Raw genomic sequence first — 26468 nt, forward strand, 5'->3', positions numbered from 1 at the left:
GCCCAGCGGCGGCGCGTGTTCAGCCTTAGCCCGCTACGCGCTGGCGCAGCGCCGTTTTCTCCGCTTCGCTCAGAAACGCAATCGCCACGCCATTCTCCTGCGCCTGGCGGATCTCTGCCGCAGAGAGGCCGGCCGCGGGGGCCGCCACCTCATATTCATGCGCCAGCTCCACGCCCTGAACCGCCGGATCGTCAGTATTCAGCGTGGCCAGAATGCCATGCTGCAGAAACGCTTTCAGCGGGTGTTTCTCCAGCGAGGAGACGGTGCTGGTCTGAATGTTTGAGGTCAGGCAGGATTCGATGCCGATACGCTGCTCAGCCAGGAAATCCATCAGCGCACGATCCTCTATCGCTTTAACGCCGTGACCGATACGCTCCGCGCCCAGTTCACGAATCGCCTGCCAGATACTCTCCGGACCCGCCGCTTCGCCGGCGTGTACGGTAATACGGAAGCCAGCGTCACGCGCCCGGTTGAAGTGGCTCAGGAACTCACTGCCGGGGAAGCCCAGCTCATCGCCGGCCAGATCCACGGCGGTGATACCGTCGCGATGGGCCAGTAATCCTTCCAGCTCGCGCAGGCACGCCTCTTCGCCAAAGGTGCGGCTCATAATGCCAATCAGATTAACATCCACACCGTACTGCTTCACGCCTGCGCGTACGCCGTCAATCACCGCTTCTGTCACGCCCGCCACCGGCAGGTTATGGGTCATCGCCATATAGCCCGGCGAGAAGCGCAGTTCTGCATAGTGAATACCGGCACGCGCCGCATCTTCGACATTTTCCAGCGCAATGCGGCGGCAGGCGTCAAGATCGCCCAGCACTTTGACGCCCCAGTCGAGCTTTTGCAGAAAACTCACCAGATCGGGCTCGTTCGCGGTGACCTGCACGTGGGGACGCAGCGCGTCAAGAGAGCTGGCGGGCAGAGAGAGATTAAACTGGCGGCCGAGATCGAGAATAGTTTGGGCGCGGATATTGCCATCAAGGTGGCGGTGAATATCGGTAAGAGGAAGCTGCTGGTCGATCATGGCGCACTCGCTTGTCAGGAATAAAGTGCAGAGCATTATAAAAATATCTTGCGCAACTGCGCCAGCGATTTGCGCAAAGCAGGGTGCAGATGGTGAATATTAAAGCGGTAAAGCGCCGCTTCTTCCCGCAGGATGAAGCGGCGCACAGTGCCGGTTACTGCGGCATGCCTTCACTGGTTGGCATACCCAGCATATAGCGGGAGAGGAACTGCTCCAGTGACATCTTGTCGCCGTTCATCGTTACCTGCCCGTTTGCATACTGCAGGCTGGTCACAATGTTATTATCCTGCTGCTGCGTCAGACGGAACATCTGGCCCATCGCAGCCACGCCTTTGACCTGCTGATCCGCCAGCTTCTGCGCATCATCGCCCTGATATCCTTCGGCCAGGCCGACATGACGCATCGCTTCTGTCGCCATCGGCATATTGATATTCAGTTTGCCATCCAGCGTTTTCAGCATGCGATCTACCGCGGCACCCAGGCTCTGCGCCTCGCCGCTGACGGCGGCCGGATCGTTGAAGCCGATATTCAGGTTGAACGTGCTCTCACCCTTATCATTTTTCCAGCTCAGCGGGGCAATGCTGACCGCCGGCGCACCTTTCAGCAGCAGCGGCAGGTTGTTACGCAGAATGGTCTGAACGCTGGCCTGATAGCGAATCGGATCGTCGGCAACACCCGGCTGGCGCAGCAGATCCTGCATCTGCGCGTTGTAGGTGTCAGAAAAAGTTTTCACCGCCTGCGCATCAAACTGCGAAAATTTCATCGCCAGACGCGCTTCACCAAACGGCTGCTGCTGCAGGTTGATATCGCCCACTTTATAATCGATAGTGCCGCCAATCTTGCCCTCTTTATTATCAAAAGAGGATTTGCCGTCAATTTTCTGCAGCGTCATTCCCTGCTGGCCGTTGATGCTGGCTTCCAGTTTATCCAGCGTGATGGTCTGATCGCCCACGCGCACGCCTTCCGGACTCAGGTGAGTATCACCGCCCAGCGCCAGACCGTTAAGCGTAAACAGCACCGGCTGCTCCAGCTGGTTTTTACTGGTGACGGCGATGCTGGAGAACTCACCTTTCAGACTGACTTTATCGCCTTTGCTGTCGGCGCTGACGTCGAGCTTGCCGCCGTTGGTGGCCAGCCGGTCACCGGTCTGCGCGTTGCTGTAATCCACCGGCAGCAGCGTCAGTGCAGTGTCGGTAGCCCCGCTGTAGCCAATGCGCGTATCGGCGGCAACCAGTGATTTACCGTCGGTCAGCGCGAACAGCTTTTTCACCGCATCGGTATTGGCAAGCTCGGAATGCACCGAGGCCATCGCGGGCAGAATATTACCGCGCTTCAGTTGCGCAAACGGGAAAGGACCGTGATCGATGGTCTCATTCAGCACAATGGTCTGGCCCGGCTTAAGCAGCGGATTATCCACCGTTTGGGAGCTCGCCTGCACAACCAGTTTCGTGCTGCTGCTGAACAGGCCGCGCTGATAGTCTTGATAGCTCAGCGTCAGGCGGCTGTTGGGGGACCAGGCGTTAATCTGGCTGTTGGCCTGTTGCAGCATCTCATCCTTGTGGCTCTCAATCTGCTTGCCGGTAAACCACGCTGCGCCGGTCCAAACCACACCGAGCGCGACAATCACACCTGCTGCAACCTGAGTCTTTTTCATCGCTGAGTCATCCTTATCCTTGCGTCCGCGTCCCGTCGGGGTGACGCGCCGGGTGAAGAAAAACGCCCGCAGGCGTTTAAAGTAATAGTCTGAAAGAATAGCAGTTAACGCGCGCAGCGTCAGCCGTCTGCAGTAAGCATACTGAAGACGCGCGCCAGGCGTCCGCTGCCTGAGGCCGCAACCGGGGGCTCGCTGGCGGCGACAAAACAGGATTCGCCTGGCTGCAGGACAAGCTGGCTATCCGCGCTGGCGAGCCGCGCTTCTCCCTCAATACAGAACAGCAGGGCGGCGCTGGCCGGTGCCAGCGGCTGCGCTACGGCAGAAAGCAGGTGGATGGCAAAGGAAAAATCATTAACCGGCACCGGGAAACAGAGCGCCTGCGCATCGCGCTCAGGCTGCAGCCGCAGCGTATCGGCGGCGCGGGGGGTAAAGTTCAGGTTAGCCAGCAGCTCCGGCATATCGATAAATTTTGGCGTCAGGCCGGCGCGCAGCACATTATCTGAGTTAGCCATGACCTCGAGTGCAGTGCCCTGCAGGTAAGCGTGCGGCGTGCCGGCAGAGAGAAACATCGCTTCGCCGGGCTGCAGCAGCAGCAGGTTAAGCAGCAGTGGTGCAAACAGGCCGTTATCATCCGGGTAATCAGCCGCCAGCTGCCGCACAGTCAGCCACGGCTCCTCATCGTGTGCCGCAGCCGCTGAACAAAGGATCGCCAGCGCGCGCCTTTTTTCATCCCCCTGCAGCGAGAACAGCGTGGCAAACAGGCGGGCAAGGGCGTCCGGGCTGGCCTGCTCAATAAAGTGCCCGATTTGCGGATGGGCGCCCGCTACCGCGCTCAGCAGCGATACCATTTCGGGCCGCTCGCGGAAGCCGTTCAGCGCCTGAAAAGGGGTCAGCGCATAGAGCAGTTCCGGTTTATGGCTGGCATCTTTATAGCTGCGCTGCGGCGCATCCACCGCAATGCCGGCTGCATTTTCACGGGCAAAACCGGCGGCAGCTGCGCGCTTATCGGGATGCGCCTGCACCGAGAGCGCTTTCGCCGCGCAGAGCACTTTGAACAGAAACGGCAGTTCACCGAACCGGTCGGCAACGGCGCTTCCCAGCATGGCGACCGGATCGCGCGCAATGAAATCGCGCAGCGAGGCGTGCCGGCCGTCAACAATCAGCGTGGACGGGCTTTTCGGATGCGCGCCCATCCACAGCTCTGCCAGCGGCCGGCCCTGCGGATCGGCAATACCATAAAGTTCCGTTAACGCCGTTGTGCTGCCCCAGTCGTAGTACTGCAGTGAGTTGTTCAATTTATGCATGTTGCGCCCTCAGCTGAACAGTTATTGCCCAGTAAAGCAGAAAATTTCAGCAATTAGCGCGACCTGTGTGCAGGAAACGCGATGTGCCCGCATACTGTTTTATTGATTCGGATAACAATCCGGCCTGAAGCGGGGCGGTAAGAGGCCGCGCCCGGGGATTGCTTTCACTACTGAGAAAGGAGAAGAGGGCTATGGCAGCCAGTCGCACTGAAAAAGATTCAATGGGTCCTGTTGATGTGCCGGCAGATAAACTCTGGGGCGCACAGACGCAACGCTCGCTGGAGCATTTTCGTATCTCAACCGAGAAAATGCCGGTTGAGCTGGTCCGCGCGCTGGCGCAGACCAAGCGGGCAGCGGCAGAGGTTAACCGCGATCTGCAGCTGCTGCCGGACGATCGCGCGACAGCAATTATCCGCGCGGCGGATGAAGTGCTGGCAAACCAGCACGCCGATCAGTTTCCGCTGGCGATCTGGCAGACCGGCTCCGGCACGCAGACCAATATGAATATGAATGAAGTCCTGGCTAACCGCGCGAGCGAGATCCTCGGCGGCGAGCGCGGTATGGCGCGGCTGGTGCACCCTAATGATGATGTCAATAAAAGCCAGAGCTCTAACGACGTTTTTCCTACCGCTATGCACGTGGCGGCCGTTACGGCACTGCGCGAGCAGCTCATTCCGCAGCTGGAGGTGCTGAAAACCACGCTGGCCGGTAAAGCGGATGCATTCAGTGATATTGTGAAAATTGGCCGTACGCACCTGCAGGATGCCACGCCGCTGACGCTGGGACAGGAGATCTCAGGCTGGGTGGCGATGCTGGAGCATAATCTGAAGCACGTTGAAAACAGCATTCCCCATCTGACCGAGCTGGCGCTGGGCGGCACCGCCGTAGGCACCGGCCTGAATACGCATCCTGAATATGCCGTCCGCGTGGCGCAGGCGCTGGCCGCGCTGACCGGTCAGCCGTTCATCACCGCACCCAATAAATTTGAAGCGCTGGCGACCTGCGATGCGCTGGTGCACGCGCACGGCGCGCTGAAAGGTCTGGCGGCGTCGCTGATGAAAATTGCCAACGACGTCCGCTGGCTCTCATCCGGCCCGCGCTGCGGCATCGGCGAAATCAGTATCCCGGAAAATGAGCCGGGCAGCTCCATTATGCCGGGCAAAGTCAATCCGACCCAGTGCGAGGCGATGACCATGCTCTGCTGTCAGGTGCTGGGTAACGACGTAGCGATCAATATGGGCGGCGCGTCCGGCAACTTTGAGCTGAACGTATTCCGTCCTATGGTCATCCATAACTTCCTGCAGTCGGTGCGGCTGCTGGCCGACGGCATGGACAGCTTTAATCATCACTGTGCAACCGGTATTGAACCGGTGCGGGAGCGTATCGATCAGCTGCTGAATGAGTCGCTGATGCTGGTGACCGCGCTGAACACGCACATTGGCTATGATAAAGCAGCCGAAATTGCCAAAAAGGCCCATAAAGAGGGGCTGACGCTTAAAGCAGCCGCGCTGCAGCTCGGTTATCTCGATGAGGCGCAGTTTGATGCCTGGGTGCGCCCGGAAGAGATGGTTGGCAGCATGAAAGCGTAATCCTGCAGGTGGCGGCCGCTTCATCAGGCGAGGCGGTCGCTCCAGAGGTGCAGGCGCGGGATGATCAGATGCAGCGGCTGCGCCAGCGGCTTATAGCGGTGGGCGATATTCTCTGCATCATAATCCAGCAGTTCGCCCAGCACCGGCACCTGGGTTTTATCACGACACAGCACCAGCAGCGGAGAGGGGCAGGCCAGCTGCGTCTGTTTCTTCTCGCTGGCGCGCCAGACGCGGGCAATAGGCTGCACTTTAACCGGCCGCTTGATTTTCAGCTTTGCGCCTGCGGGCAGCGATCGCACCAGTTCCAGCTCCAGCTGCACTTTTTCTGCCCACTGCTCACGCGTCCAGGGAGCCTGAGCGCGATTCGCTTTCAGGCTGCGTTCCAGCTGCTCAATAACGGCTTCCCGCGTCAGATTTTTAATGATGTTTTTGTTCGCCCAGCCAAAGCGCAGCGTATCCGGCGCATTGAGCAGGGGCACGTTGCGATAGGCGTTCAGCGTAATCAGCCCGCGCAGATGCTGATGCACAAATTCAAAGCGGGCCTCGCTCGGCAAGCCGGACTCTACGGTGATGAGCTGCTCCAGCCGCTGTTTAAGCGCGTTGATTTCGCTGACCTGCTGCGTGATCTGCTCAGCGGCCTGCTCGTCCGCCTCAATACAGATTGCTCCCGGCAGCCGCACGGCCGCTTTGGTACTGATCTTTTCTGACTGATGCTGCATAAACAGCCGGCAGTAGTGGGTGAGGGCCATCTCACGCGCGCTTTTGCCCAGATGCTGCGTCACCGCTATTTTGTCAATCTCATCATGTTCGTGCCCTTTTTCAATTGCCGGCAGGCTGAACACGCGCGCCACCAGCAGCGGCTGCTGCTCAATGCTGGTGCGCAGCGCACCAAGGCGCTGTTCCAGCGTGTTAACGCACTCATGTAAATCAGCGACTAAATCGTAGCGAGCCATAATCTTCTCCTTTGTTACAACATACTTAATGTACCTGTGCCTGCGCCGCTGACAAGCTTCCAGTTTAGTTACAACAAACTTTTAAAATTTAAGTTTTACCAGAATCAGCCCCGGAGACCAATAATGGCCTGACAAGAAGAAGGTTCAGCCTGCAGAATATCCATGATATAACAATGCTTTATCTGATACGGAAAGCGCCCGTGCACTATCATTCAAAACCCGCGATACCCGCCATTATTACGCTGGGTGCGGTTCAGATCCTTTCCTGGGGCGGGTCGTTCTACCTGATGGCGGTGATGGCCGCTCCGATTATTGCTGAAACCGGCTGGTCTCAGCAGTGGGTTTATGGGGCGCTGTCGCTCGGCATCCTGGTCTCCGGCTTGCTGGCGCCACTCAGCGGACGACTGATTGCCCGTGGTTACGGGCCGCTGATACTGGCAGGCGGCGGTGTGGTAATGGCGTCAGGGCTGGTGGTGATGGGGATGAGCTACCAGCCTGGCTGGTTTTTTGCCGCCTGGCTGCTGATTGGCACAGGAATGGCAATGAGCCTTTACGATGCGCTGTTTGCAACGCTCGGCACGCTCTATGGCGGACAGGCGCGCAGCACTATCACCGGCGTGACGCTGATTTCGGGCTTATGCACCACGCTGGTCTGGCCGGGAACGGCATGGCTGATTGCGCTCGCCGGCTGGCGTGATGCCTGTTTCATCATTGCTGCGCTGCTTACTCTGCTGGTCTTTCCCGCCTACCGCTATGCGCTGCCGGCGCCGGTCACGCAAACCGGGAGCAGGGGAGGCCGGACCGGCGCGATCTCTGACACTCTGCAGAGCGCGCTCTCGCCGCGACTTTTCTGGCTGCTGTGCGCCATTTTTACCCTCGCTTCGGTTATTATGACCGCCATCTCGGTTCAGCTTATTACGCTGCTTCAGTCCGGGGGCTATTCGCTGAGCGCAGCGCTGGCGCTGAGTGCCGTTCTCGGTCCCTGTCAGATTGGATCGCGGCTTCTGGATGTAATGTTTAAACGTAGTCATCCCATATGGACCGCTCTGTTCTCTGTGGGACTGGTGGCAGCAGGGCTGCTGCTGCTGGCGCTGTTTCCGGCAATGGCGCTGGTCGCTATGGTGCTCTATGGCGCAGGAAACGGTTTGCGGGCCATCGTGCGCGGTACGCTGCCGCTGGCCGTTGTCAGACCGGAACAGTATGCCGTTATCACCGGTCGTATGGCGCGCCCGGCGCTGATCGGACAGGCGCTGACGCCGCTGGCGGGGGGCTGGCTGGCAGCGCATGCCGGCGCTGACGTGACCCTCTGGGTACTGTGCGGGCTGGCGGGTATAAACGTTATGCTGGTGGCGCTGCTTAAGCAGCAGTTACCGGCGCAGGCGTCGTCCGTGCAAAACTAAGCAGCTTGTGCGCTAACCGGGCCGCAGATGGGGAATCCGTGCCCTGTGCGGTTGGGGTTGCTTCTAAAAAGCAACAGTGTTTGTTATATTTATTGCTCATTGTTCACTCATTGACGCGCTATAAAAACAAAAAGATAAGCCGCAACTCAGGATATTGAAATGTTAGATTATCGCTTCCCGACAGCTCTGCAGATGGTTTTAAGCGTCGCGATGGCGGAGCAACTGGGAAAACGCTCGACCAGCGCTATTCTGGCGTATGGTCTGGAGGCGAATCCCAGCTTTATTCGTAAGCTGATGGTTCCGCTGACGCGCGACGGCATTATTGTTTCGACGCTGGGTCGCACCGGCTCCATTCACCTGGGCCGGCCCGCAGCAGAGATCACGCTACGCGATATCTATACGTCAGTCATTGAAGACAAAAAACTGTGGGCGTCGCGGCCGGATGTTGCACCGCGCTGTCTGGTCAGCGCCAACCTCTGCTGGTATTTCAAATCGATTGCTCAGGAGGCGGAAGAGGCATCGCTGAAAGTGCTGGAGACGCGCACCGTGGCGGATGCGCTGAACGAACTGAAAAGCAACGATACCAGCAATTGCGAACCGCTGCCGGACGCTGAACCCGCCGGACTCTGCCAGAAAACCCGTTGATACCGGCACTGCATGCGCGTCCGACGGTCAAGAGGATATAAAAAAGCCCGGCTTCAGCCGGGCTTTTCCATTTGTACCGCTTTTAAAGTGACGTTGCGCTTTCCGCACGCGTGCGGCGCGTTACCAGCTTGCGCAGCGTAACGTAGAACACCGGCGTCAGGAACAGGCCAAACAGGGTCACGCCAAGCATCCCGGCAAACACGGTTATACCGGTCACACCGCGCACTTCTGCGCCAGCCCCTTCACCCAGAATCAGCGGAACCGTACCGGCGATAAAGGCAATCGAGGTCATCACAATCGGCCGCAGGCGCAGACGACACGCCTCCAGCGCGGCAGCGGTCACGCTTTTACCCTGCATCTCCAGCTCACGGGCAAACTCCACGATCAGAATGGCGTTTTTGCACGCCAGCCCCATCAGCACCACCAGCCCGACCTGGACAAACACGTTATTATCACCGCCGGTCAGCCAGACGCCCGCCAGCGCGGAAAGCATGGTGACCGGGACAATCAGGATCACCGCCAGCGGCAGCGTCCAGCTCTCATAGAGCGCTGCCAGTACCAGAAACGCCAGCAGGACCGCAACCGGGAAAACGATCAGTGCGCTGTTGCCCTGGGTCGCCTGCTGATAGCTCAGGTCAGTCCATTCGATATTCATGCCGTTGGGCAGCATCTGCTCTGACATCATCTCCAGCTGCGTCATCGCCAGCGCGGAAGAGAGCACGCGCGGATCGGCATCGCCAATCAGATCCGCAGCGGGATAGCCGTTATAGCGGATCACCGGATCGGGGCCGTAGGTGGTGGCGACATGCACCATGCTGCCGACCGGCACCATTTCGCCCCGGTCATTACGGGTACGCAACGAAGTAATATCCTCAACGCTGTCACGGAAATCGCCGTCCGCCTGCGCCATCACGCGCCAGGTACGGCCAAATTTATTAAAATCGTTCACGTAGGCGGAGCCGAGATAGACCTGCAGCGTGGTAAAGAGATCGGGTAACGCCACGCCCTGTGCACGGGCTTTGTCGCGATCGACCTGCACATCCAGCTGCGGGACATTGGCCTGATAGGAGGAGATCGGAAACATCATGCCCGGCGTCTGCATCACGGCACCGGAGAGGGTGTTAATAGCCTCCTGCAGTGCGCCATAGCCGAGGCCACCGCGATCCTGCACATAAAGCGAATACCCCGATCCCTGGCCCAGACCCAGAATCGGCGGTGGCATAATTGAGAAGCCAAAGCCCTGCTGAATCTTAGCAATTTTTGCATTCAGCTCCGCGTTGATCTCTGCCGCGCTGCGCGTCCGTTCGCTGAACGGTTTCAGGCCAAAAAACACCGTGCCGGCGTTAGGCGTATTGGTAAACTGCAGCGCGTTCAGGCCGGGAAACGCAACCGCATAGGCGACGCCGTCAGTATGCATGCCAATCTCGCTCATCTCGCGGATCACCGCATCGGTGCGCGCCAGCGAAGCGCCTTCCGGCATTTTTACGCCGCCAATCAGATAGAGCTTATCCTGCGTGGGAATAAAACCGCCCGGCACGCTGTGAAACAGCAGGCCTGCGCCGGCAAGCAGCAGCAGATAAACCGCAAACACCGCGCCGCGCCGGCGCAGCGTGGTGCCTACCAGGGATTCATAGCCTGTTGCACTGCGCTGGAAAAAACGGTTGAACGGGCGAAACAGCCAGCCAAACAGGCGGTCAATCAGCCGGCCAGGCAGATCTTTAGGCGCGTCATGGGCTTTCAGCAGTTTAGCCGCCAGCGCCGGCGAGAGCGTCAGCGAGTTAATGGCGGAGATCACCGTCGAGATAGCGATGGTCACGGCAAACTGCTTATAGAACTGCCCGGTCACGCCGGAGAGAAACGCCATCGGCACAAACACCGCGCAGAGCACCAGCGCAATGGCGATAATCGGACCGGACACCTCGCGCATCGCCTGGTGCGCGGCGGCCACCGGCGTCAGACCCTGTTCGATATTGCGCTCAACGTTCTCAACCACCACGATGGCGTCATCCACCACGATGCCGATAGCCAGCACCAGCCCGAAGAGGCTGAGCGTATTGAGTGAGAAACCCAGCAGCCAGAGCACGCTAAAGGTGCCAACCACGGAAACTGGTACCGCCAGCAGCGGAATAATCGACGCGCGCCAGGTCTGGAGAAACAGGATCACAACCAGGACAACCAGCGCAATGGCTTCAAACAGCGTCTGCACCACGGCGTGAATAGAGTCGCGAACAAACACCGTGGGATCGTAAGGTGCAGCCCACTGCACATCCTCCGGGAAGCGCGTGGCCAGCTCGTTCATTTTGGCCCGCACCGCGTCGGAGAGATCGATAGCGTTCGCGCCTGGCGCCTGGAAAATACCGATGCCGACCGCATCCTTGTTATTCAGCTGAGAGCGCAGGGCGTAGCTGCCGGAGCCCATCTCAATACGCGCCACGTCGCGCAGCCGTACCAGAGAGCCGTCAGCCGTGCTTTTCAGGATAATGTCACCAAACTGCTCTTCGCTCTCCAGCAGACCCTGGGTATTGATAGAGAGCAGGAAATCGCTGGCTTTGCGGGTCGGTTCCGCGCCAAGCTGTCCGGCGGAGACCTGTACGTTCTGCTCACGCATGGCGGTAATCACCTCTGCGGCCGTCATGCCGCGCGCGGCGACTTTGTTGGGATCGAGCCAGACGCGCATCGCATACTCACCCGCGCCGAAGATCTGAATCTGGCCGACGCCGGGGAGGCGTGCCAGCTCATCTTTCACCTTCAGGGTGGCGTAGTTGCGCAGGTAGAGCGAATCATACTTGCCGTGCGGGGAGAAAAGATGCACAACCAGCGTCAGCGTGGGCGACATTTTCTGGGTGGTCAGCCCCAGCTGGCGTACCGCTTCCGGCAGACGCGCCTCAGCCTGCGCCACGCGGTTCTGCACCTGTACCTGCGCCCGATCGGGATCGGTGCCGGGGCGGAAGGTCACGGTAGTGACCAGTACGCCATCGGAGCCGGCCACCGACTTCATGTACATCATATTTTCAACGCCGTTGATCGCCTCTTCCAGCGGGGTCGCCACGGAATCCGCGATCGCTTTTGGGTTAGCGCCAGGATATTCGGCGCGTACCTGCACGCTGGGCGGCACCACATCCGGATATTCGCTGATCGGCAGCAGCGGGATCGCAATTAACCCGGTGGCAAAAATCAGTATCGACAGCACCGCCGCAAAAATGGGACGGTCGATAAAAAAACGAGAGAAATCCATAGAGTAGGGTCTCGGTTAAGGAGCGGGGCGCATCGCGACTGAGTGAGCCTGTACCGGCATGCCGGGCATAAAGACTTTTTGCAGACCGTTTACGATCACGCGATCGCCTGGCTGCAGACCCTGCTGAACAATACGCAGTCCGCCAGAGAGATCGCCAGGCTGGATATCGCGCCGCTGCGCTTTGCCTTCGGCATCAACAATGTAGACATAGCGGCGGTCCTGATCGGTGAGAATCGCCTTGTCATCAATCAGCAGCGCGGTGAAATCGGCACGACCCGGCAGCCGGACGCGGGCAAACAGCCCCGGCGTCAGTTCACGCTGCGGGTTATCGAGCAGCGCGCGCATGCGAATGGTGCCGGTACTGGCAGTAAGCTGGTTATCCAGAAAATCCACCGTGCCGCGATGCGGATAGCCGTGTTCGCCGGTCAGGGAAACCTGCAGCGGCAGGGCGCCGCGCTGTTCGCCCTGGCGCGCCAGCTGCTGATAGTGCAGAAATGTCGCCTCATCGACATCAAACCAGACATACATCCGATCCTGGGAAACCAGCGTGGTCAGCACGCTGGCGCTGTCGCCTGCGGTGACCAGATTGCCGGCGGTGATCAGCGCGCGGCTGGCGCGGCCATCAATCGGGGCGGTCACGCGGGTAAAACTCAGGTTGAGGCGGGCCATATCAACCGCCGCCAGCGCCGCCTGCACGCTCGCCTGCGCCTGCTGCGTGGCCGAACGACGCTGCTGCCAGATCTCGCGGGACACCACCTGGCTGTTGATCAGCTTATCGGTACGATCCGATTCACTGCGCGCCAGCGCCGCCTGCGTGCGCGCACCGGCGAGCTGCGCCTCAGCCTGCGCCAGTGCGGCACGGTAGCTGCGGTCATCAATGGTGAACAGCACCTGACCTTTTTTAACCTCATCGCCTTCGCGATAGTTTACCTGGTCGATATAGCCGGAAACGCGCGGGCGCAGCTGAACGCTCTCGACCGCCTCGATCCGGCCATTGAAGTTATCCCATTCGCTGACCTGCTGCCGGATCACCTGTGCCGCACTCACCTCCGGCGGCGGCGGCGGAGCGTTTTGCGCCACGCCGCGATCGCAACCCGCCAGCAAACCTGCCAGCAGTGCCGCGCCTGCCAGGCCAATAGCCTGACGAACCCTGTCTTTTTTTCCGGACATTATTGTTATTCCACGTTGATGAAGCACGAAAGACGACGTAAAAATATGCAACTTTAACGATTGCATTAATCGGGAGGAGTGTAGGTCGCGGCGAAGTGCATCTGCAAGAATATCTGATACACTTTATGTGCGGTCTGACGGGCGCTCAGCGCAGAGAGAAAAACCCTGCTTTATGTGCGGCATTTAATGTAATAATAAAACTTGCATTAAGTGCGATAGTCAGTCACCCTTAAAGTGTAACTGCAACTGATACTGATACTGTTCGTAACGGCGACGGGAGAGAATGGGATGATGAGCGACGCGTTTATGCACGATCTGATTGACTGGATCGATAACAATATCGAAGCACGGCTGGATCTTGATACCGTGGCTGACCGGGCGGGCTACTCCAAATGGCACCTGCAGCGTATGTTCAAAGAGCACACCGGTTATCCGCTGGGCGAATATATCCGGGCGAAAAAGCTGAAAAAATCAGCGGACCGGCTCACCACGACCAACGAGCCTATTCTGAACGTAGCGATTTCGCTGGGTTTTGATTCACAGCAGTCGTTTAACCGCAGCTTTAAGCGCCAGTATGGCGTAGCGCCCGGCGCGTGGCGTCGTCACGCTTCACATGCACCCGGTGCCATGCAGTAAGTTCTCCGCCAGGGCCAGCCACGCTGGCCCGCGTCGATTTCCCGCCTGAATCTGCTATGCTGACCTCCTTTTTTCAGGGGTGATGCGATGTCAATATTACGCTGGATCGGCCTGCTGGCGATCGTCATTGTTTGCTGGACCGCGCTGCGGCCACAGGTTAGCACTCCGCCTGCCGATCCCACGGCTGGCCACGCCACAACTTCTTCTTCTGCCACCATTGATGCGCTGACGCAGGCTGAACGCGTTGCGGACTGGCTGGTGCAGCATCAGCGTCTGCCCGATTTTTACCTGACCAAAGCGGCCGCGCGCCGTCAGGGCTGGGAGCCGGATAAAGGCAATCTGTGCGAGGTTCTGCCAGGACGCGCCATCGGCGGTGACCGCTTCAGCAATCGCGAACAGCAGCTGCCGCGTCAGGCGGGACGGCAGTGGTATGAGGCGGACGTCAATTATCGCTGCGGGCGCCGCGGCGCTGACCGTCTGATCTACTCCTCCGACGGGCTGATCTACCTCACCCGCGATCACTATCGCAGTTTCAGAAAGGTGCACTGAGCGTGCTGACTATAGATATCGACTTCGCCACGCTGCGCGACCGCGCGGCGTTTTATCAGGCGCTGAATGCGCAGAGCGGTGCGCCTGCTGCTGTCGGCGCAAATCTGGACGCGCTGTGGGACTGGCTGACCGGCGGCATGGCGCTGCCGGCAACGATCTGCCTGATACATGCAGAGCAGGCCGCGCAGCAGGCGGAGTTTGCGCCGGTACTGGCGCTGCTTGAGGAGGCGGCGCAGCTGCTGGAGGGCGAGCTGCGCCTGGTCTGGCGCTGATCAGGCGTGCAGCGGCAGCAGCAGCACCGACAGCGTCTGCCGCGCGCCGGCGGGCAGATCGCTGCCGCCCGTATAACCATTATTCTCCACAATCAGCTGGTTGAGTCCGACCAGCCAGTCATAGATGTAGAACGCCGTATGATTAGCGGGCGCAGCCGTCAGGCGCGTCAGGCGCTGGCCTGACGAGAAGCTGACGCTCGGCGCGGGCGGACGGGAAAAAATCGTCTGCCCCCGGTTTACGCGACTTTCAGGGCGCTCGCTCTCCGGACGCTGTAAAAAACCGAGCCAGGCGACAAAATCACCCAGCACCGTCATGGCGCGCGAAACCTGACGATCGGTGCGTGCTTCATGCGTGCTGCTGTCCGGCTCATTCAGCGCACTCTGCAGCCTTGCCAGCAGCTTAAGACGAAAACTGGCCGCAATCAGCTCCTCGGTCAGCAGCTCCATGGTGGGCTTGTCGACGTTCAGCAGCGTCAGCAGGCTGCGGTTCTCAGGCAGCTGGCGCAGATGCGCCAGCCACAGCGTCAGAACCTGCTGCGGAAACTGCTGCTCGCTGCGGACGCTCGTATGCTGCGGCTCGCCGGCGGGAGCGGGCGCGTCGCTGAACAGATCGAACTCAAAGCCGATACCAAAATAGCTTTGCTCCGCAGCGGGCTTGCCGCTGTGCGCCGTTACCGCGCCGCTGCTCTGACTCAGCCAGAGCTGGCGCACGGCATCACGCGACGGCTGCAGCCGCTCCAGCAGCTCACCGTGCAGGCCGGTGCGGTGCTGCAGACATTTCAGCAGCGTATCGGCGATGGTCTGTTTACGCAGCGCCTGCTCGGGCGAGGCGCTCGCTTCTGTCCACGGCTGCAGCCGGGCCGCGACTTTCTGCTGCAGCGCGCCCGTCAGCAGCGCCAGACGGTCGCGACGCGCCTCGGGCTGCATCTCTTCCTGCAGCCAGCTGCTCATGCGATCGACGCCTGCGCGATCCTGCGCCAGCATTGAGCCCCAGCTCTGACCCGGCTGGCCAATCTGACGCTGCACCGCCTCGTCGACATTGATCTGCTGCGCCTGATAGCGCGCATCGTAAGGGGTTATCGCCCAGATCAGACGCGGTTTTTCGCTGCCGCTGCTTACGCTCTGCTGCATCTGCCACTCGCGCAGCGCGCTGGCGGCGGGATCGGCGTCGTGGCGCTGGCTGGCGGCGGTGCAGATCAGCATCAGGTCAATGCCCTGGCGCGTGGCGTAAAAACCGGGCAGCAGGGCGCGCTTCTGCTCCAGCAGCTGCGCACGCAGCGGATCGCGCAGACGCAATTGTGCCTGCTCCTCCTGCAGCTGGCGATCGGGAAGCGTACCGGGGGCAGGCAGATCCAGCATGTCCGCCTCATCATAGAGCGCCTGACGCGGCGTGGAGCTGAGCGGTATGGTCAGCTCCAGCGTCAGCAGCGCCAGCTCGCCGAGCGCGACCCGCTGTGGCTTACCGCTGCGGTTGGCTACCACCGGACAGACCTCAATCATCTCCTGCAGATCGGCGTCGTGACCGATCAGCTTTTCAGCCGGCAGCTGCGCATCATCCACCAACAGCGAGAGCGGCGCCAGCACGCGCGGCGCGTGGCGCAGCTGCTGAAGCAGGTGCAGCAGCGGACGCAGCGTGTCGCTCAGGGCAGGCTGACCAGGCCAGAGCAGGGCATAAAGCTGTACGCGATCGTCAACGCTCAGCCAGGGGGCCAGTTCGGCGGCCTGGGGCCAGAAATGGCGATCCAGCGCTTCCGCGTGACGATGATGACGGCGGCTCCATCCCCACAGGGTGATGAGCGCGTCGCTCTCTGCGCCGGGCTGTGGCTCGCTCTGGCGGTGACGCTGCAGGCGCTGCAGCGTGGTCTCAATGGTGCGGATATCCGCGCCGTCACGCTCAATGCGGGCGCTGGCGAGCAGCAATCGGATCAGCTCCGCTTCATTAAGCAGGGTCAGCTCAACCGGCCACGTGCCGGAGGTCGCTTCACGCTGGTGACTAAAGCGCGTGGCCGCAGCGAAATCGAGATTACCGGGATTGATATGCTGAAAATAGTTGAGCACTTTGTCGCTGAATCGGGTCATCAGCTGACCCTGCGCATCGCCCACCATCTCACTCAGCAGCCAGGCTTTACCCGCCTGCGACTGACCAAACAGCGCCAGCGTAACCGGACGCGCCAGCTGCAGCGCCAGCGCCTGGCTCTCAGCGCGCGCGCGGCGCAGCTGCAGGCGCAGCGTATCTGCTTCCAGCGCCAGGCGCGGCGAGTGCGGCTGCTGGGCATCGATCCAGCCGAGCGCGCTGTCCAGCGTTTCCCGCAGCAGGCTCAGTCGCTTAGCCGGGGTGGCGGTGGTTTTTCTGGTCGTTCTCATCGTTTACAGACGCTCCCGCTGTCAATCCAGTATCGATCCAGTATTTCAATATCAAAAAAACCTTTTAAATTCATAATCATAAAATCAACAGTTCAAAATCATTCGAAATTCATCCGAAAACGTACCGGGAAAACTGTGATGCAGATCACACCCCCACTTTCCCGGAGCGCTTGATAGCTCGGATTTATGAACATTTTCAGTTCCTCTAATCCTACGCTGAAACCTCACTTTTAATCCTTCGAAAAGAGAAAAAAGAATGACCCTAGAAAACTGGTTACTTTTACTTTTGACCTGCTGTGGAGTGTGCGTCGTACCCGGTCCGAATTCAATCATGGTCGTGAACCATGTCACGAGGTTCGGACTGAAAAAGGCGCTCGCCACGATTGCGGGTGGCATGTTGGGTTTTATTATTCTGATGATGATTGCGGTCCTCGGACTGGGTCCGTTCCTTAAAACTGCACCTGGGTTCATTCTTGCGTTGAAAACAGTCGGGTCATTCTATCTGGCGATGATTGGCGTTCGTTTGTTATGGGACAGCGAATCTCACTATGACGGCTCGAAAGATATTAAAGACGGCAATCACCCGTCATTGTTTCGGCAAGGGTTCCTGTCGGCTATCCTGAACATTAACGCGCTGCTGTTCTTTATTGCCATCATGCCGAACTTTCTGGACCCGGATGCAAGCATAGTCACACAGGCGATAGAATGCGCCCTGACGCTCGCTGTGTGCGAAATGGTGGTGGAATTCGGCTTTGCCTTATTAATCTGGCGTTACCGTGAAAAGATTATGAAATCGGGGGTGTGGTTTAACCGGATTTGCGGAGTGTTATTCTTTGTCTTCGCGTTCCTACTTCAGTTCAGAAATTACTAAAAGAAAAACCCGCCGAAAGGCGGGTTAAAGAGTTCAGATTCCCCAGAAAAGCATATTGATTGCATTCCTGATCTCCTCAGCATGGCCGGAAAGAGATCCGGCTTTGTCGCCTAAAGCTCGATCAGGAATCGATGCCATTTCGTTGGTTTTCATCCGGTAAGTATCGCCATTAACGAAGAAGGTAGGGAACAATATTTTATTGACGTTACTGGAAAATTGCTCAGCAGGATAGAGCGGGGCGACCATCCTATATCCAGGTATATCAATAATATCGCTTTGAACATCGACGACGAATTCAATCCCACCACCTTTATGGCGAAAAACTTCAAACTGCATCCTTACCACCTGCGATATTTATCTGAAAATGAACCATATTTCTCTGTATGGGCCGCTATCTCAGCCATTCCAGCGCGATTTTCTTCAATGAACGCTTCACGCTTGAGTTTGCGCACCTCTTCAGCAAAAAACGCATCGGTCATCGCCGAAACGTTCTTACCGTGAGAAAGAAGATACTTGTGATTTGACAATTCTACGTTAACGCTAACTTTACCTTTCATCTTGAGTGACCTGATACGCCAATATCGGAAGGATGACTATACAAGGTGCAGGCTTTGGTAGCAAGTGTTGGGTGTAAACTTTAGATGTGGGTGGAAAACCCGCCAACGGCGGGTTTCATTTCAGACCTCGATAAACCGATTGTCTCGCGTATCGGTATATTTATCAGTCATGGCGGAATTCTTGTGACCTAACAGGCGTTGTGAGAATTCCCCGTCATTCTCTTCCTTGTAGAGCCTCGCAGAGAGTGACCGGATTTCATGGAACGATGGCGGCGTTCCTTCCCACTTCAGTTTGGCGTTCGTCCTGGACTTCAGGAACGCGCGCGACAATTTATCGCGGCCACCTGAAACCGGGATCACATAGTCCGTTTCATCTTTAAACACCTTCAGTTCAGCCAGCACCTCTTTAATCGTTTTATCGATCGCCTTCAGACCGTGATGGGTATCGATGGCGACGCGCGATCCGGTTTTCTGCTGGATAACGTAAATCTTCCCGTTGCGAATATCTTCCCATTTCATCGCCTGAATGTCCCCGATACGCTGACCGGTAAGAAGGGCGAGTTCAAAGCAAGCTTTGCCCCACGGATAGAAATCAGGGACGCTGGCGCAAATCTTTTTGAAATCCTCAAGCGACAAACGTGAGCGAGCCACTTCAACCTTCTCCGTTTTAATGTATTCAATCGGGTTAACCTTGATCACCCCATGCGCGATTGCAGTGGCAAACACATCCTTCAGGAAGTTCCTGATGCGGTTGTGCATCGTTGCCTTACCGTCATCGCGCCACGGGGCCAGAAAGTCCGCGAGCGCCTTTGTATCGATGTCCTCAATGGGGAAGGGACCGATGCCTTCCTTAATCGTCTTGAGAAAGCGTGTATAGCTTTCCATCGTCTTCGCGGCGAGCTGACGGCGATCAAGTTCTTTCTCATACGTTTCGAGCCAATTGTTCAGCGTGTACTTCTTCACCTCATTCATGCGGTCAAGAAGCTTAACCGGCTGCGCAAGATCCTGATAAAGCTCAAGGTTCGCTTCGATTGCCTGGGTGACAGCGGACCGCTTATCGCGGCCCAGACCATATTCTTTTCCAGTCCGTGGGTCTTTGTAGCTGTAATATCCCTGATTACGAACGTAAAGGTTTGGGGGTAAATCCCTGTTGGCTGTTGAACGGCGACGCGCCATAACGTGTTCTCTCACTGTTTAAAACGGAAGTTCATGTTCATTCATAAAGAAAAAATCCCCTGGCGGTGGTGGACTCTCCACATAGCCCTTTAAAAACTTGCATCTGCTCTTTGAAATCACGATCACTTTCAGAATGTGCTGGACGATCCTCGGCCCGTTATCGAATGCATGTCGCTTATAGTTGGCGATCTCTTCCTGTTGGCCGTTGTGAATTTGCTCTTCGGAATAGAAATAACAACGGCGATCGGCCAGACGCTGCGACAACACATCAATTTCTTCATTCATCACCAGCGCCGCTTCGTGCGTGATCTCAACCACGTCTTTCAGTTCGGTTTCGTTCATTTCAACCACTTCATCAGATTCCATCAGCAGCACCTGAACCTGACGGTCTTCTTCAATCGCATCCACATGATCAGCTTCAACAACTTCGTCATCGCTCATAAAGAATTCATTCAGCCATTCTTCATATTTTTCCTGCGCTTTTTTCATCGCTTCAGAACCGTCTTTGTGACGAGAGAGAAACGCATTCGGTGCGCCTGACTGCTGCATTACAAGTGCAACCGTTGAACCATTGCGCGCATGAACGGTGATGAATGCGGTTGCGTTTACACGACACTCTTTCATTTCTTTAAAAAATTCGGCTTTAGTTTTCATTTCGTTCGTCTCTCTCGTTGCCTAACTATGGAAATAGTATATACATTGTAGATACAAGCGACAATGGGTTTCGACCGAATTTCGAATTGATTGAGCAAAAAATAACCTCTGTCGAGGTCTGGCGTTAGCTTGAATCCGTGGGTTGTTGTCTCTATGATGTAGAGACAATTATGACGAGGAAAAAAATGTTAACGTTGCAGATTAAGCGGTGGGGCAACTCAGCCGCGATAAGAATCCCGAACTCGGTCCTGCTTCAGCTAGGATGGAAAGAGGATGATGAGATTCAGCTTGAAGTCACAGAAGGGAAGCTGGTCATCAGTAAACCTTCTGTCAAAGTGTCGCTGAATCCCCATGACGTTCAGATCCTGACTGAGGCCGGTGTTGATGTTCCGTCTCTCGTGAATGATTTTGTCACAGAGGAAGCGGGGAAAATCGAGAAAGCAACGAATGACGTTCAGGTTAAGCGATAAAGAACAATAAAGCGCCTAACAGGGCGCTTTTTCTTTTTTGATTAACACTCAAATGAACAATTAAAAATCCACATCTTCAAATGCTATCTCATCTATGACCGTCTTAAGATCACCCTCACTTGAAAATAACTCTGGGTGCTTGTGTGGATTCATGATCTCATGAAGCTCCCATTCCGGGAAACTCTGGATAGCTGCCTTTTTGATATTGAGTTCAAAGGAAGCTCTGAATCTGGCATGTGACCAGGCGCGATAAATGAATTTACTTCTGAGCTTGAAGAGTAAGCTTTTGTTGTCATTCAATAACGTCTGGATTTCCATAATTTGACATTCAATAGAAAAAAGATTTTCTCTTGTTGGAATAATGCCATGATTCCATAACATCAAACGATAAATTAAAATACCCAGACGCCATTCTAAAATGGATTCTATAGCATTACCAATAGCCATGAACTCATTTATAAGATTATTCAGGTCCAGCTTATCAAACCGATGTGTTTTTAAAAAGCCGACATTCTCCATGACCCAGCCATGAAAATCATCATTATAAAGATCGCTTAGTGTAAACTTTGAATCTATCAGGCCTGATTTTTTATAATCAATTTTTAAACCTTTATATTTTTTCAAAAATTCTGAGAAGTGAATTGAAAGTGTAATGAGGGCATTACCATTAAAAATACGATTTGTAATAAAACGATAATCGCCTAAGCTTCTGTTGGAAAGGGAATTGATCACGCCATCAATAAAATAACCATCGTGGAGATAAGGCGTATCATCTTCAGCGTCAACGGGGAATTCCTTTAAAAGAAAACTTCTGAATTCTGGATAAACGACAGTAAAAGAGGGGAGACCACGATCTGGCAGTGCGTGAATGCGATCAGCATTGGCCAGTAAAAAGTTAATCAGGGCTATTTCATCGCGAGAATAGTGGCTAATATAAGAAATTAATTCGTTGGGATAATAATCGGTAGATTCCATTTGTCCTCCTAAAATTTCAATGTAATTGATTTTAAAAAAGAAACTGATCAAAGTGAGCGAAATAATTCGCACACCTTAAAACGTAGCGTTTTAAAAGTTCGTTAGATTGATGCAGGAGGACGCAATTCTAAGCGTCCTTTTACATCAACTAAGGACATCCTCATGAATGACTTCACAAAAGTCGCCCTGGTGACAGGGGCAACAGGTGGCATCGGTCAGGCCATCGCGAAGAAGATAGCCAGTGATGGCTATATTGTTTTTGTTCATTACTCAGGCAACGAAGAGAAAGCCGCGAAACTCATCGAAGAAATTGTTGATGCCGGGGGAAAGGCGTGCCTAGTTCAGGCTGACGTGACGAACGCGCTTTCAGTGATGGAAATGTTCGACACGGTTCGCAGCGTGAACGGCGAACTGAACGTTGTGGTTCACAGCGCGGGGATCATGCCGATGGCAAGAATCGAGCCTGAAAACCTCGATGCCTTCAAGCGCGTGATCGACACGAACCTGATCGGAACCTTCCTGGTTCTGGCGCACGCCGCGAAATGCGTTTCATCAGGCGGTCGGATTATCGCGCTTTCGTCATCGGTAGTGGCGAAAAACTTCCCCCAATATGGACCTTACATTGCCTCGAAGGAAGGCGTGGAAGGGCTGATCCGTGTGTTGGCGAATGAGCTGAAAGGAAAGAACATCACCGTGAATGGCATCGCGCCGGGACCAACGGGGACAGACCTCTTCTTCAAAGGCAAGTCTGAAGACCTGATCAACTGGTTCAAAGACCAGAACCCGATGAACCGTATCGGCACACCCGAGGACATCGCAAACGGCGTTTCAGCGCTGGCGGGCGATCTGGGTCGCTGGATTAACGGCCAGGTTATTCGCGTTAACGGCGGCTTCGCCTGATCTCTTCACCCCGCCATTCGTGCGGGGTTTCTTTTCCCTCATCGGGAACCATATCACCAAAATCTTCACCTACTCCTTACACCAAAAAGGAGTGTGAATCATGATGCGAATTAGAATGAGCGAGGTAGCTCCCCATATCGTTATCCGGCATGACCAGGAGACTGACTATCTCGATGCCGAATCGGCGTTGTCCAAAATTAAAGAAGGACCGCAGGGGCGAAAGTTACTGGATGAAATCAAAAAATACTCAACTGACGGGCGATCCTGTTTAATTCAGCCCAGCCGAATTAACTTTAACTATTCCTATCCTGTCCTTACCCAACCTCAGAAAGAAAGGTTGTTCCCAGACCAGGCTTTTTTCCATGAGTTGCAGCACATCGACACCTCAACAAAGCTTTCAAACAAACGTTCGTTTGGTCGGAAAGGAGAAGGGACATCAGCCACGATCGAATGGAACCCAACCTATGCGGTTCGTGTGCTTCATGAAGGAATGCATTTCGCTATTTCAGATGAAAGCGCCGGATTTACTAACCTTGCCGGGGAACTGATTCACGCTTACCGGATGATGAAAGGAACGTATCTCGTTCACAATGAATGGACCGATCCAAAGCTTGAGAAAAGACTGATTTATGAAGAGTCGCGTGCGATTGGTCTGGGCAAACATGCAAAGCGCGCCTTCACGGAGAACGGCATTCGCAAGGAACATGGGATCGAGCCTCGCGAGAAATATTCTCTCGATGGCGATGACTTCTTTTTCTAGGTAATCAATTTTCTCTGGAACCGAAAGGGCGGTTTTCTTACTCATTTATGAACCCACAATGAGAAGGTAAAACATGAAACCCGATGATTTTTTTCAGAAGCTCCAGCCCCTCTTCAAACAGCTTCAGGTTCCAGAAATCCCCTATAACGAAAAAGGCTTTTATACGTTCGTACTCTCTACAGGTCAGATCTTCCTGGAACTGACGGAAGTGAACACGATGGTCATGCTGGCGTTCCTGCCTTTGCCAGAAAACCTTACCGTCGATTTGTTGCTTGAGTTGCTTCAGGCAAACCTCACCCCAGATCAACCTTCGCGAATCGTTATTGCCGCAGATAAAGAAGAAAAACAACTTTGCCTCTGGACTGACATCAGCACTGACAAGATTTATCTCGAAGAGATTTATCCCATGCTCGAACAGCTGAATGTGACGCTTGAAATAATCGGACGATGGTTCGAGGATACCAAAAAGCAGGAGACAGGAAGCAAAGAAAATAACCAGCGCAACTTAGAGCGCGGACGACAGGCCGAAGCGATGCTGAATCAGCGTCGCAGATAAACAACTACAAGGAATCAACTATGCCGATCAGTATTGCAACAGACTGCTCTCGAATTTCAATTGAAGCCAACCGACAGGAAGATGTGAACGAAATCGATACGCTGATCACGCGTATCAGAAACACGACTGCCGGAAAGAGTTTGTTAAAAACCATTGAATCAGAATCCCGAAATGGTCGCAGTATTCACATAATGGAAAATTCGTGGATGCCTTCACAGACTGTTCCGGTTCTCACTGAGTCTCAAGCCGCATCTCGTGATCTTTATCCCCGCGTGTTGCATCAGGAAAGTATGGACACGGCCCGAACCTTAGCGGTTAAGAAGGGGATGTTTAAAGCCGAAGGCACGGCGGCTTATATGCATTTCAATTTACGTGAAGGTAACATTGTCGATTCTCGTGGTGAAACGACCTATGCGCCTTATAGGCAATCGATGAATGAAAAGGTCGCCAATCTTGCCCATGAATTAATTCATGCCATGCGTATTCTTAAAGGAACCTATACGAATGACGAGAGTGATAAAGGGTATGAAGATGAAGAAATGCGCGCCATTGGTTCGGGTAAATATGCAGATGAGGCAATAAGCGAGAATAAAATTCGGCAACCTTTAGCGCTCTATACTCGTGATTCTGGACCCTTTACAGAAAACACGTTTGGTTTGAATGGGTCAAATGCGCGCCCTGGCGTTTCCTTTAAAAGCGACCGCTATGGAAGTTGGGATTAATAGGAGGAATAACGATGCCTTCTCGACTCGCTACAGAATGTCATGCGCTTTATTTATCAACTAACTCGATTGAATCGCTCGATGAAATCGATAATCTTGTGTCAATTATCAGACATACGCAGGCCGGGAACAGTCTGTTAAAAGAAATCGAATGGTATAGCAGGAACGGAAAAAACGTAAAAATTACCACAGATTCATGGGGTGCGTCACATACAAGACCACTTCTGACTGAATTTCAGGCTCAGAAACATGGTTTGCGCGCGCTTTCTTATGATGCTACAAGCCTTAATAAAGCGCGAGAACTAGCCGTAAAGAAAGGGAAATTTAAAGCTGAAGGGACTTATGCTGAAGTGACCTTTAACCGAATCAGAGGACAAACAGGCAATTCCCTCGGTTATTCTTTATATGACAGATATGATCCTGCTGATAACCTTGAACCGGCTGCTAATCTCGCAGGCGAACTGATTCATGCCATGCGAATTATCAAGGGGACATATACTAATGATGGTACATCAGAAGGGATTTTTGACGAAAGCACGCGTTCTATTGGTGCATTCAAACATGAAAATAAAAAAATAACAGAAAATAAAATAAGACAGGAACTCGGCCTTCAGGCTCGATCTTATTATCCTCTCTCTTCAAATGACGCTTTCGGTCAGGACGCAGGTTCACAGTTTCGACCAGGGCCTTCAATCAGTGGACGATAACTAATGAAAGTACAATCTTATCAGGTTCCAGCGATGCGGCTGGAAGGAAGCAGGCAGGGCATTGATTACGCAGAGAATACACTTGCTAATCTGAAATCCACAACAGTCGGGAGTAATCTTCTCAGTGAGATTACCCGCCATTCACAAAACGGTCGTGAGGTGAAAATTTTCGTGTCGGAACATGCCCGTTCAGCGACATTTCCGATCCTGACCCACGACCAAATGAACAAGTTGAATCTTCACAGTGATCAGCCTCATGAGGTACTGATCAACGCAGCGCGACCGCTTGCGTTGAAGAAGGGGCGATTTGTGAAAGGTGAAGGGACGCGCGCCACGGTTTACTGGAACCCACATGAAAACCCGTCAACGACTCCGCTGATGCATCATATCGCCCAGACCTCAGCGCTCACGCTCGTCGGTTCCGATTCTGGGCGAACGCGCGTTGTGGGTCTCGTTGAGGCCAATCTTGTTCATGAGCTGATCCACGCCATGCGCATCATTAAAGGAACCTATACGGATGACACCAGTTCAGAAGGTCGTGCGAATGAAGAGCGACGCGCGCTAGGGGTGAATGAGTACGCAAACGAAGGCATCAGTGAAAACGCATTCAGACGTGAAATGGAACTTCCTCTTCGCGCCTGGTTCAATTAACAGGGCATAAAAAAAAGAGAAAAACCATGTCAGCTCGGATGGCTCCAAGCAATATCGCACCTCAGATTAAAATAGTGTATCGCGATGTAGAAAATTATAAAGATGCTGAGCGTGCCTTAATAAAACTCAATAGCAAGCCTTACGGAAAAGGCTTATTAGATAAAATTAAGGATGTGTCGGTTGATGACAAAAGAGTTTGTGTCGTTGTCGGAAATGATTACACAAACCGATGCCATCCGATCCTGACGCAATCTCAGATGGATCGCCTTAATATCAAAAATCCACTTGAACGCGAATCCCTCGATAAAGCGGCTGAGATGGCCCATATAAAAGCAGATAAAACACGAGGTGAAGGGTCATCGAGTCATGTTTACTGGAACCCCTTACACTCAACGGAAATAAGCGCGACAGGCTTTCCTTCGCGCGGATTTGATAAAGAAAAGAACTTTGTGAGTCTTGCCCATGAGCTTATTCATGGTCTTCATATGATGTCAGGGGAATGGGTAGGCGGACATATGGAAAATCTCGCAAACCCTAATTCACTTGAAGCCAAAGAAGAATTCCGAACCGTAGGCATCGGAAAGTTCAATCACAACCCGGTATCGGAAAATGCAATACGTTATGAACACAACTTCCCCTTAAGGGCATCTTACTATCAATCTGGATAACGCTTT

27 protein-coding genes are annotated in these 26468 nt (G+C 54.8%); 15 read left to right on the forward strand and 12 right to left on the reverse strand.

Annotation, left to right across the window (positions count from 1 at the left end; translation table 11 throughout):
• Positions 1–25: 25 nt before the first annotated feature.
• The 3 genes from add to manA form a co-directional block, all read right to left on the reverse strand.
• Positions 26–1024 carry an adenosine deaminase gene (gene add, locus C1Y41_RS03970; RefSeq protein WP_039384227.1) on the reverse strand — a complete coding sequence of 333 codons (999 nt, stop codon included), beginning with the start codon at positions 1022–1024 and terminating at the stop codon, positions 26–28.
• A 154-nt stretch (positions 1025–1178) separates the two neighbouring features.
• Positions 1179–2678, reverse strand: a complete 1500-nt coding sequence (locus tag C1Y41_RS03975; protein ID WP_039384229.1) for a YdgA family protein — start codon at positions 2676–2678, stop codon at positions 1179–1181.
• A 119-nt stretch (positions 2679–2797) separates the two neighbouring features.
• On the reverse strand, positions 2798–3982 hold the full coding sequence (gene manA / locus C1Y41_RS03980) for a mannose-6-phosphate isomerase (protein WP_104084809.1): 1185 nt from the start codon (positions 3980–3982) through the stop codon (positions 2798–2800).
• Between the two features lie 191 nt (positions 3983–4173).
• On the opposite strand from manA, the gene fumC reads away from it, so the two are divergent.
• Complete coding sequence (fumC, locus tag C1Y41_RS03985) at positions 4174–5571, forward strand: class II fumarate hydratase (RefSeq protein ID WP_071668791.1); 1398 nt, start codon at positions 4174–4176, stop codon at positions 5569–5571.
• Positions 5572–5594: 23 nt separating this feature from the next.
• Here the strand turns inward: fumC and tus are convergent, their stop codons facing one another.
• Positions 5595–6524: a DNA replication terminus site-binding protein gene (tus, locus tag C1Y41_RS03990; RefSeq protein ID WP_104084810.1), complete on the reverse strand. Its 930-nt coding sequence runs from the start codon at positions 6522–6524 to the stop codon at positions 5595–5597.
• Positions 6525–6724: 200 nt separating this feature from the next.
• On the opposite strand from tus, the gene C1Y41_RS03995 reads away from it, so the two are divergent.
• The gene (locus C1Y41_RS03995; RefSeq protein WP_104085335.1) at positions 6725–7924 is read left to right on the forward strand and encodes an MFS transporter; all 1200 of its coding nucleotides are present in this window, start codon (positions 6725–6727) and stop codon (positions 7922–7924) included.
• A 159-nt stretch (positions 7925–8083) separates the two neighbouring features.
• Positions 8084–8569 carry an Rrf2 family transcriptional regulator gene (locus C1Y41_RS04000; protein ID WP_039384233.1) on the forward strand — a complete coding sequence of 162 codons (486 nt, stop codon included), beginning with the start codon at positions 8084–8086 and terminating at the stop codon, positions 8567–8569.
• A gap of 82 nt (positions 8570–8651) precedes the next feature.
• On the opposite strand, the gene C1Y41_RS04005 is transcribed toward C1Y41_RS04000, so the two are convergent.
• Both C1Y41_RS04005 and C1Y41_RS04010 read right to left on the reverse strand, forming a co-directional pair.
• On the reverse strand, positions 8652–11804 hold the full coding sequence (locus tag C1Y41_RS04005) for an efflux RND transporter permease subunit (RefSeq protein WP_104084811.1): 3153 nt from the start codon (positions 11802–11804) through the stop codon (positions 8652–8654).
• 15 nt (positions 11805–11819) lie between these two features.
• The gene (locus C1Y41_RS04010) at positions 11820–12974 is read right to left on the reverse strand and encodes an efflux RND transporter periplasmic adaptor subunit (protein WP_104084812.1); all 1155 of its coding nucleotides are present in this window, start codon (positions 12972–12974) and stop codon (positions 11820–11822) included.
• 288 nt (positions 12975–13262) lie between these two features.
• Here C1Y41_RS04010 and C1Y41_RS04015 point away from each other — a divergent pair, with 288 nt between their 5' ends.
• The 3 genes from C1Y41_RS04015 to C1Y41_RS04025 all read left to right on the forward strand — a co-directional run bounded on the left by C1Y41_RS04015 (position 13263) and on the right by C1Y41_RS04025 (position 14431).
• Positions 13263–13610 (forward strand): helix-turn-helix domain-containing protein, encoded by a 348-nt coding sequence (locus C1Y41_RS04015; protein WP_039384236.1) that lies wholly within the window; start codon positions 13263–13265, stop codon positions 13608–13610.
• A gap of 87 nt (positions 13611–13697) precedes the next feature.
• The gene (locus C1Y41_RS04020; protein ID WP_104084813.1) at positions 13698–14159 is read left to right on the forward strand and encodes a ribonuclease domain-containing protein; all 462 of its coding nucleotides are present in this window, start codon (positions 13698–13700) and stop codon (positions 14157–14159) included.
• Positions 14160–14161: 2 nt separating this feature from the next.
• The gene (locus tag C1Y41_RS04025; protein ID WP_039384240.1) at positions 14162–14431 is read left to right on the forward strand and encodes a barstar family protein; all 270 of its coding nucleotides are present in this window, start codon (positions 14162–14164) and stop codon (positions 14429–14431) included.
• Here the strand turns inward: C1Y41_RS04025 and C1Y41_RS04030 are convergent, their stop codons facing one another.
• Positions 14432–16795 (reverse strand): virulence factor SrfC family protein, encoded by a 2364-nt coding sequence (locus C1Y41_RS04030; RefSeq protein WP_104084814.1) that lies wholly within the window; start codon positions 16793–16795, stop codon positions 14432–14434.
• Positions 16796–17051: 256 nt separating this feature from the next.
• Between C1Y41_RS04030 and C1Y41_RS04035 the strand changes: the two genes are divergently transcribed.
• Positions 17052–17666, forward strand: coding sequence for a LysE family translocator (locus tag C1Y41_RS04035; protein ID WP_104084815.1), 615 nt, complete (start codon positions 17052–17054; stop codon positions 17664–17666).
• A 33-nt stretch (positions 17667–17699) separates the two neighbouring features.
• Here C1Y41_RS04035 and C1Y41_RS04040 read toward each other — a convergent pair whose 3' ends face one another.
• The 4 genes from C1Y41_RS04040 to C1Y41_RS04055 all read right to left on the reverse strand — a co-directional run bounded on the left by C1Y41_RS04040 (position 17700) and on the right by C1Y41_RS04055 (position 20053).
• The gene (locus C1Y41_RS04040) at positions 17700–18002 is read right to left on the reverse strand and encodes a CcdB family protein (RefSeq protein ID WP_104084816.1); all 303 of its coding nucleotides are present in this window, start codon (positions 18000–18002) and stop codon (positions 17700–17702) included.
• Positions 18003–18004: 2 nt separating this feature from the next.
• Complete coding sequence (locus C1Y41_RS04045) at positions 18005–18223, reverse strand: type II toxin-antitoxin system CcdA family antitoxin (protein ID WP_104084817.1); 219 nt, start codon at positions 18221–18223, stop codon at positions 18005–18007.
• A 120-nt stretch (positions 18224–18343) separates the two neighbouring features.
• Complete coding sequence (locus C1Y41_RS04050; protein WP_104084818.1) at positions 18344–19399, reverse strand: site-specific integrase; 1056 nt, start codon at positions 19397–19399, stop codon at positions 18344–18346.
• A gap of 18 nt (positions 19400–19417) precedes the next feature.
• Positions 19418–20053 (reverse strand): hypothetical protein, encoded by a 636-nt coding sequence (locus C1Y41_RS04055; RefSeq protein ID WP_104084819.1) that lies wholly within the window; start codon positions 20051–20053, stop codon positions 19418–19420.
• A 185-nt stretch (positions 20054–20238) separates the two neighbouring features.
• Here C1Y41_RS04055 and C1Y41_RS04060 point away from each other — a divergent pair, with 185 nt between their 5' ends.
• Positions 20239–20523 (forward strand): AbrB/MazE/SpoVT family DNA-binding domain-containing protein, encoded by a 285-nt coding sequence (locus tag C1Y41_RS04060; RefSeq protein WP_158249856.1) that lies wholly within the window; start codon positions 20239–20241, stop codon positions 20521–20523.
• 60 nt (positions 20524–20583) lie between these two features.
• Here the strand turns inward: C1Y41_RS04060 and C1Y41_RS04065 are convergent, their stop codons facing one another.
• Positions 20584–21498, reverse strand: a complete 915-nt coding sequence (locus tag C1Y41_RS04065) for a DUF29 family protein (RefSeq protein ID WP_146065218.1) — start codon at positions 21496–21498, stop codon at positions 20584–20586.
• A gap of 162 nt (positions 21499–21660) precedes the next feature.
• Here C1Y41_RS04065 and C1Y41_RS04070 point away from each other — a divergent pair, with 162 nt between their 5' ends.
• The 7 genes from C1Y41_RS04070 to xopG all read left to right on the forward strand — a co-directional run bounded on the left by C1Y41_RS04070 (position 21661) and on the right by xopG (position 26462).
• Positions 21661–22398 carry an SDR family oxidoreductase gene (locus tag C1Y41_RS04070; protein WP_104084822.1) on the forward strand — a complete coding sequence of 246 codons (738 nt, stop codon included), beginning with the start codon at positions 21661–21663 and terminating at the stop codon, positions 22396–22398.
• 100 nt (positions 22399–22498) lie between these two features.
• Positions 22499–23158, forward strand: coding sequence for a M91 family zinc metallopeptidase (locus C1Y41_RS04075; RefSeq protein ID WP_104084823.1), 660 nt, complete (start codon positions 22499–22501; stop codon positions 23156–23158).
• Positions 23159–23231: 73 nt separating this feature from the next.
• On the forward strand, positions 23232–23714 hold the full coding sequence (locus tag C1Y41_RS04080; RefSeq protein ID WP_104084824.1) for a CesT family type III secretion system chaperone: 483 nt from the start codon (positions 23232–23234) through the stop codon (positions 23712–23714).
• A gap of 20 nt (positions 23715–23734) precedes the next feature.
• Positions 23735–24436 (forward strand): M91 family zinc metallopeptidase, encoded by a 702-nt coding sequence (locus C1Y41_RS04085; protein WP_104084825.1) that lies wholly within the window; start codon positions 23735–23737, stop codon positions 24434–24436.
• A 14-nt stretch (positions 24437–24450) separates the two neighbouring features.
• Positions 24451–25143 (forward strand): M91 family zinc metallopeptidase, encoded by a 693-nt coding sequence (locus C1Y41_RS04090; RefSeq protein WP_104084826.1) that lies wholly within the window; start codon positions 24451–24453, stop codon positions 25141–25143.
• Between the two features lie 3 nt (positions 25144–25146).
• Positions 25147–25794, forward strand: a complete 648-nt coding sequence (locus tag C1Y41_RS04095) for a M91 family zinc metallopeptidase (RefSeq protein WP_104084827.1) — start codon at positions 25147–25149, stop codon at positions 25792–25794.
• Positions 25795–25820: 26 nt separating this feature from the next.
• Positions 25821–26462: a XopG/HopH/AvrPtoH family type III secretion system effector gene (xopG, locus tag C1Y41_RS04100; RefSeq protein WP_104084828.1), complete on the forward strand. Its 642-nt coding sequence runs from the start codon at positions 25821–25823 to the stop codon at positions 26460–26462.
• Positions 26463–26468: the final 6 nt, after the last annotated feature.

It is taken from the genome of Pantoea sp. ICBG 1758, from assembly GCF_002928325.1.
Taxonomy (GTDB): Bacteria; Pseudomonadota; Gammaproteobacteria; order Enterobacterales; family Enterobacteriaceae; genus Pantoea; species Pantoea eucrina.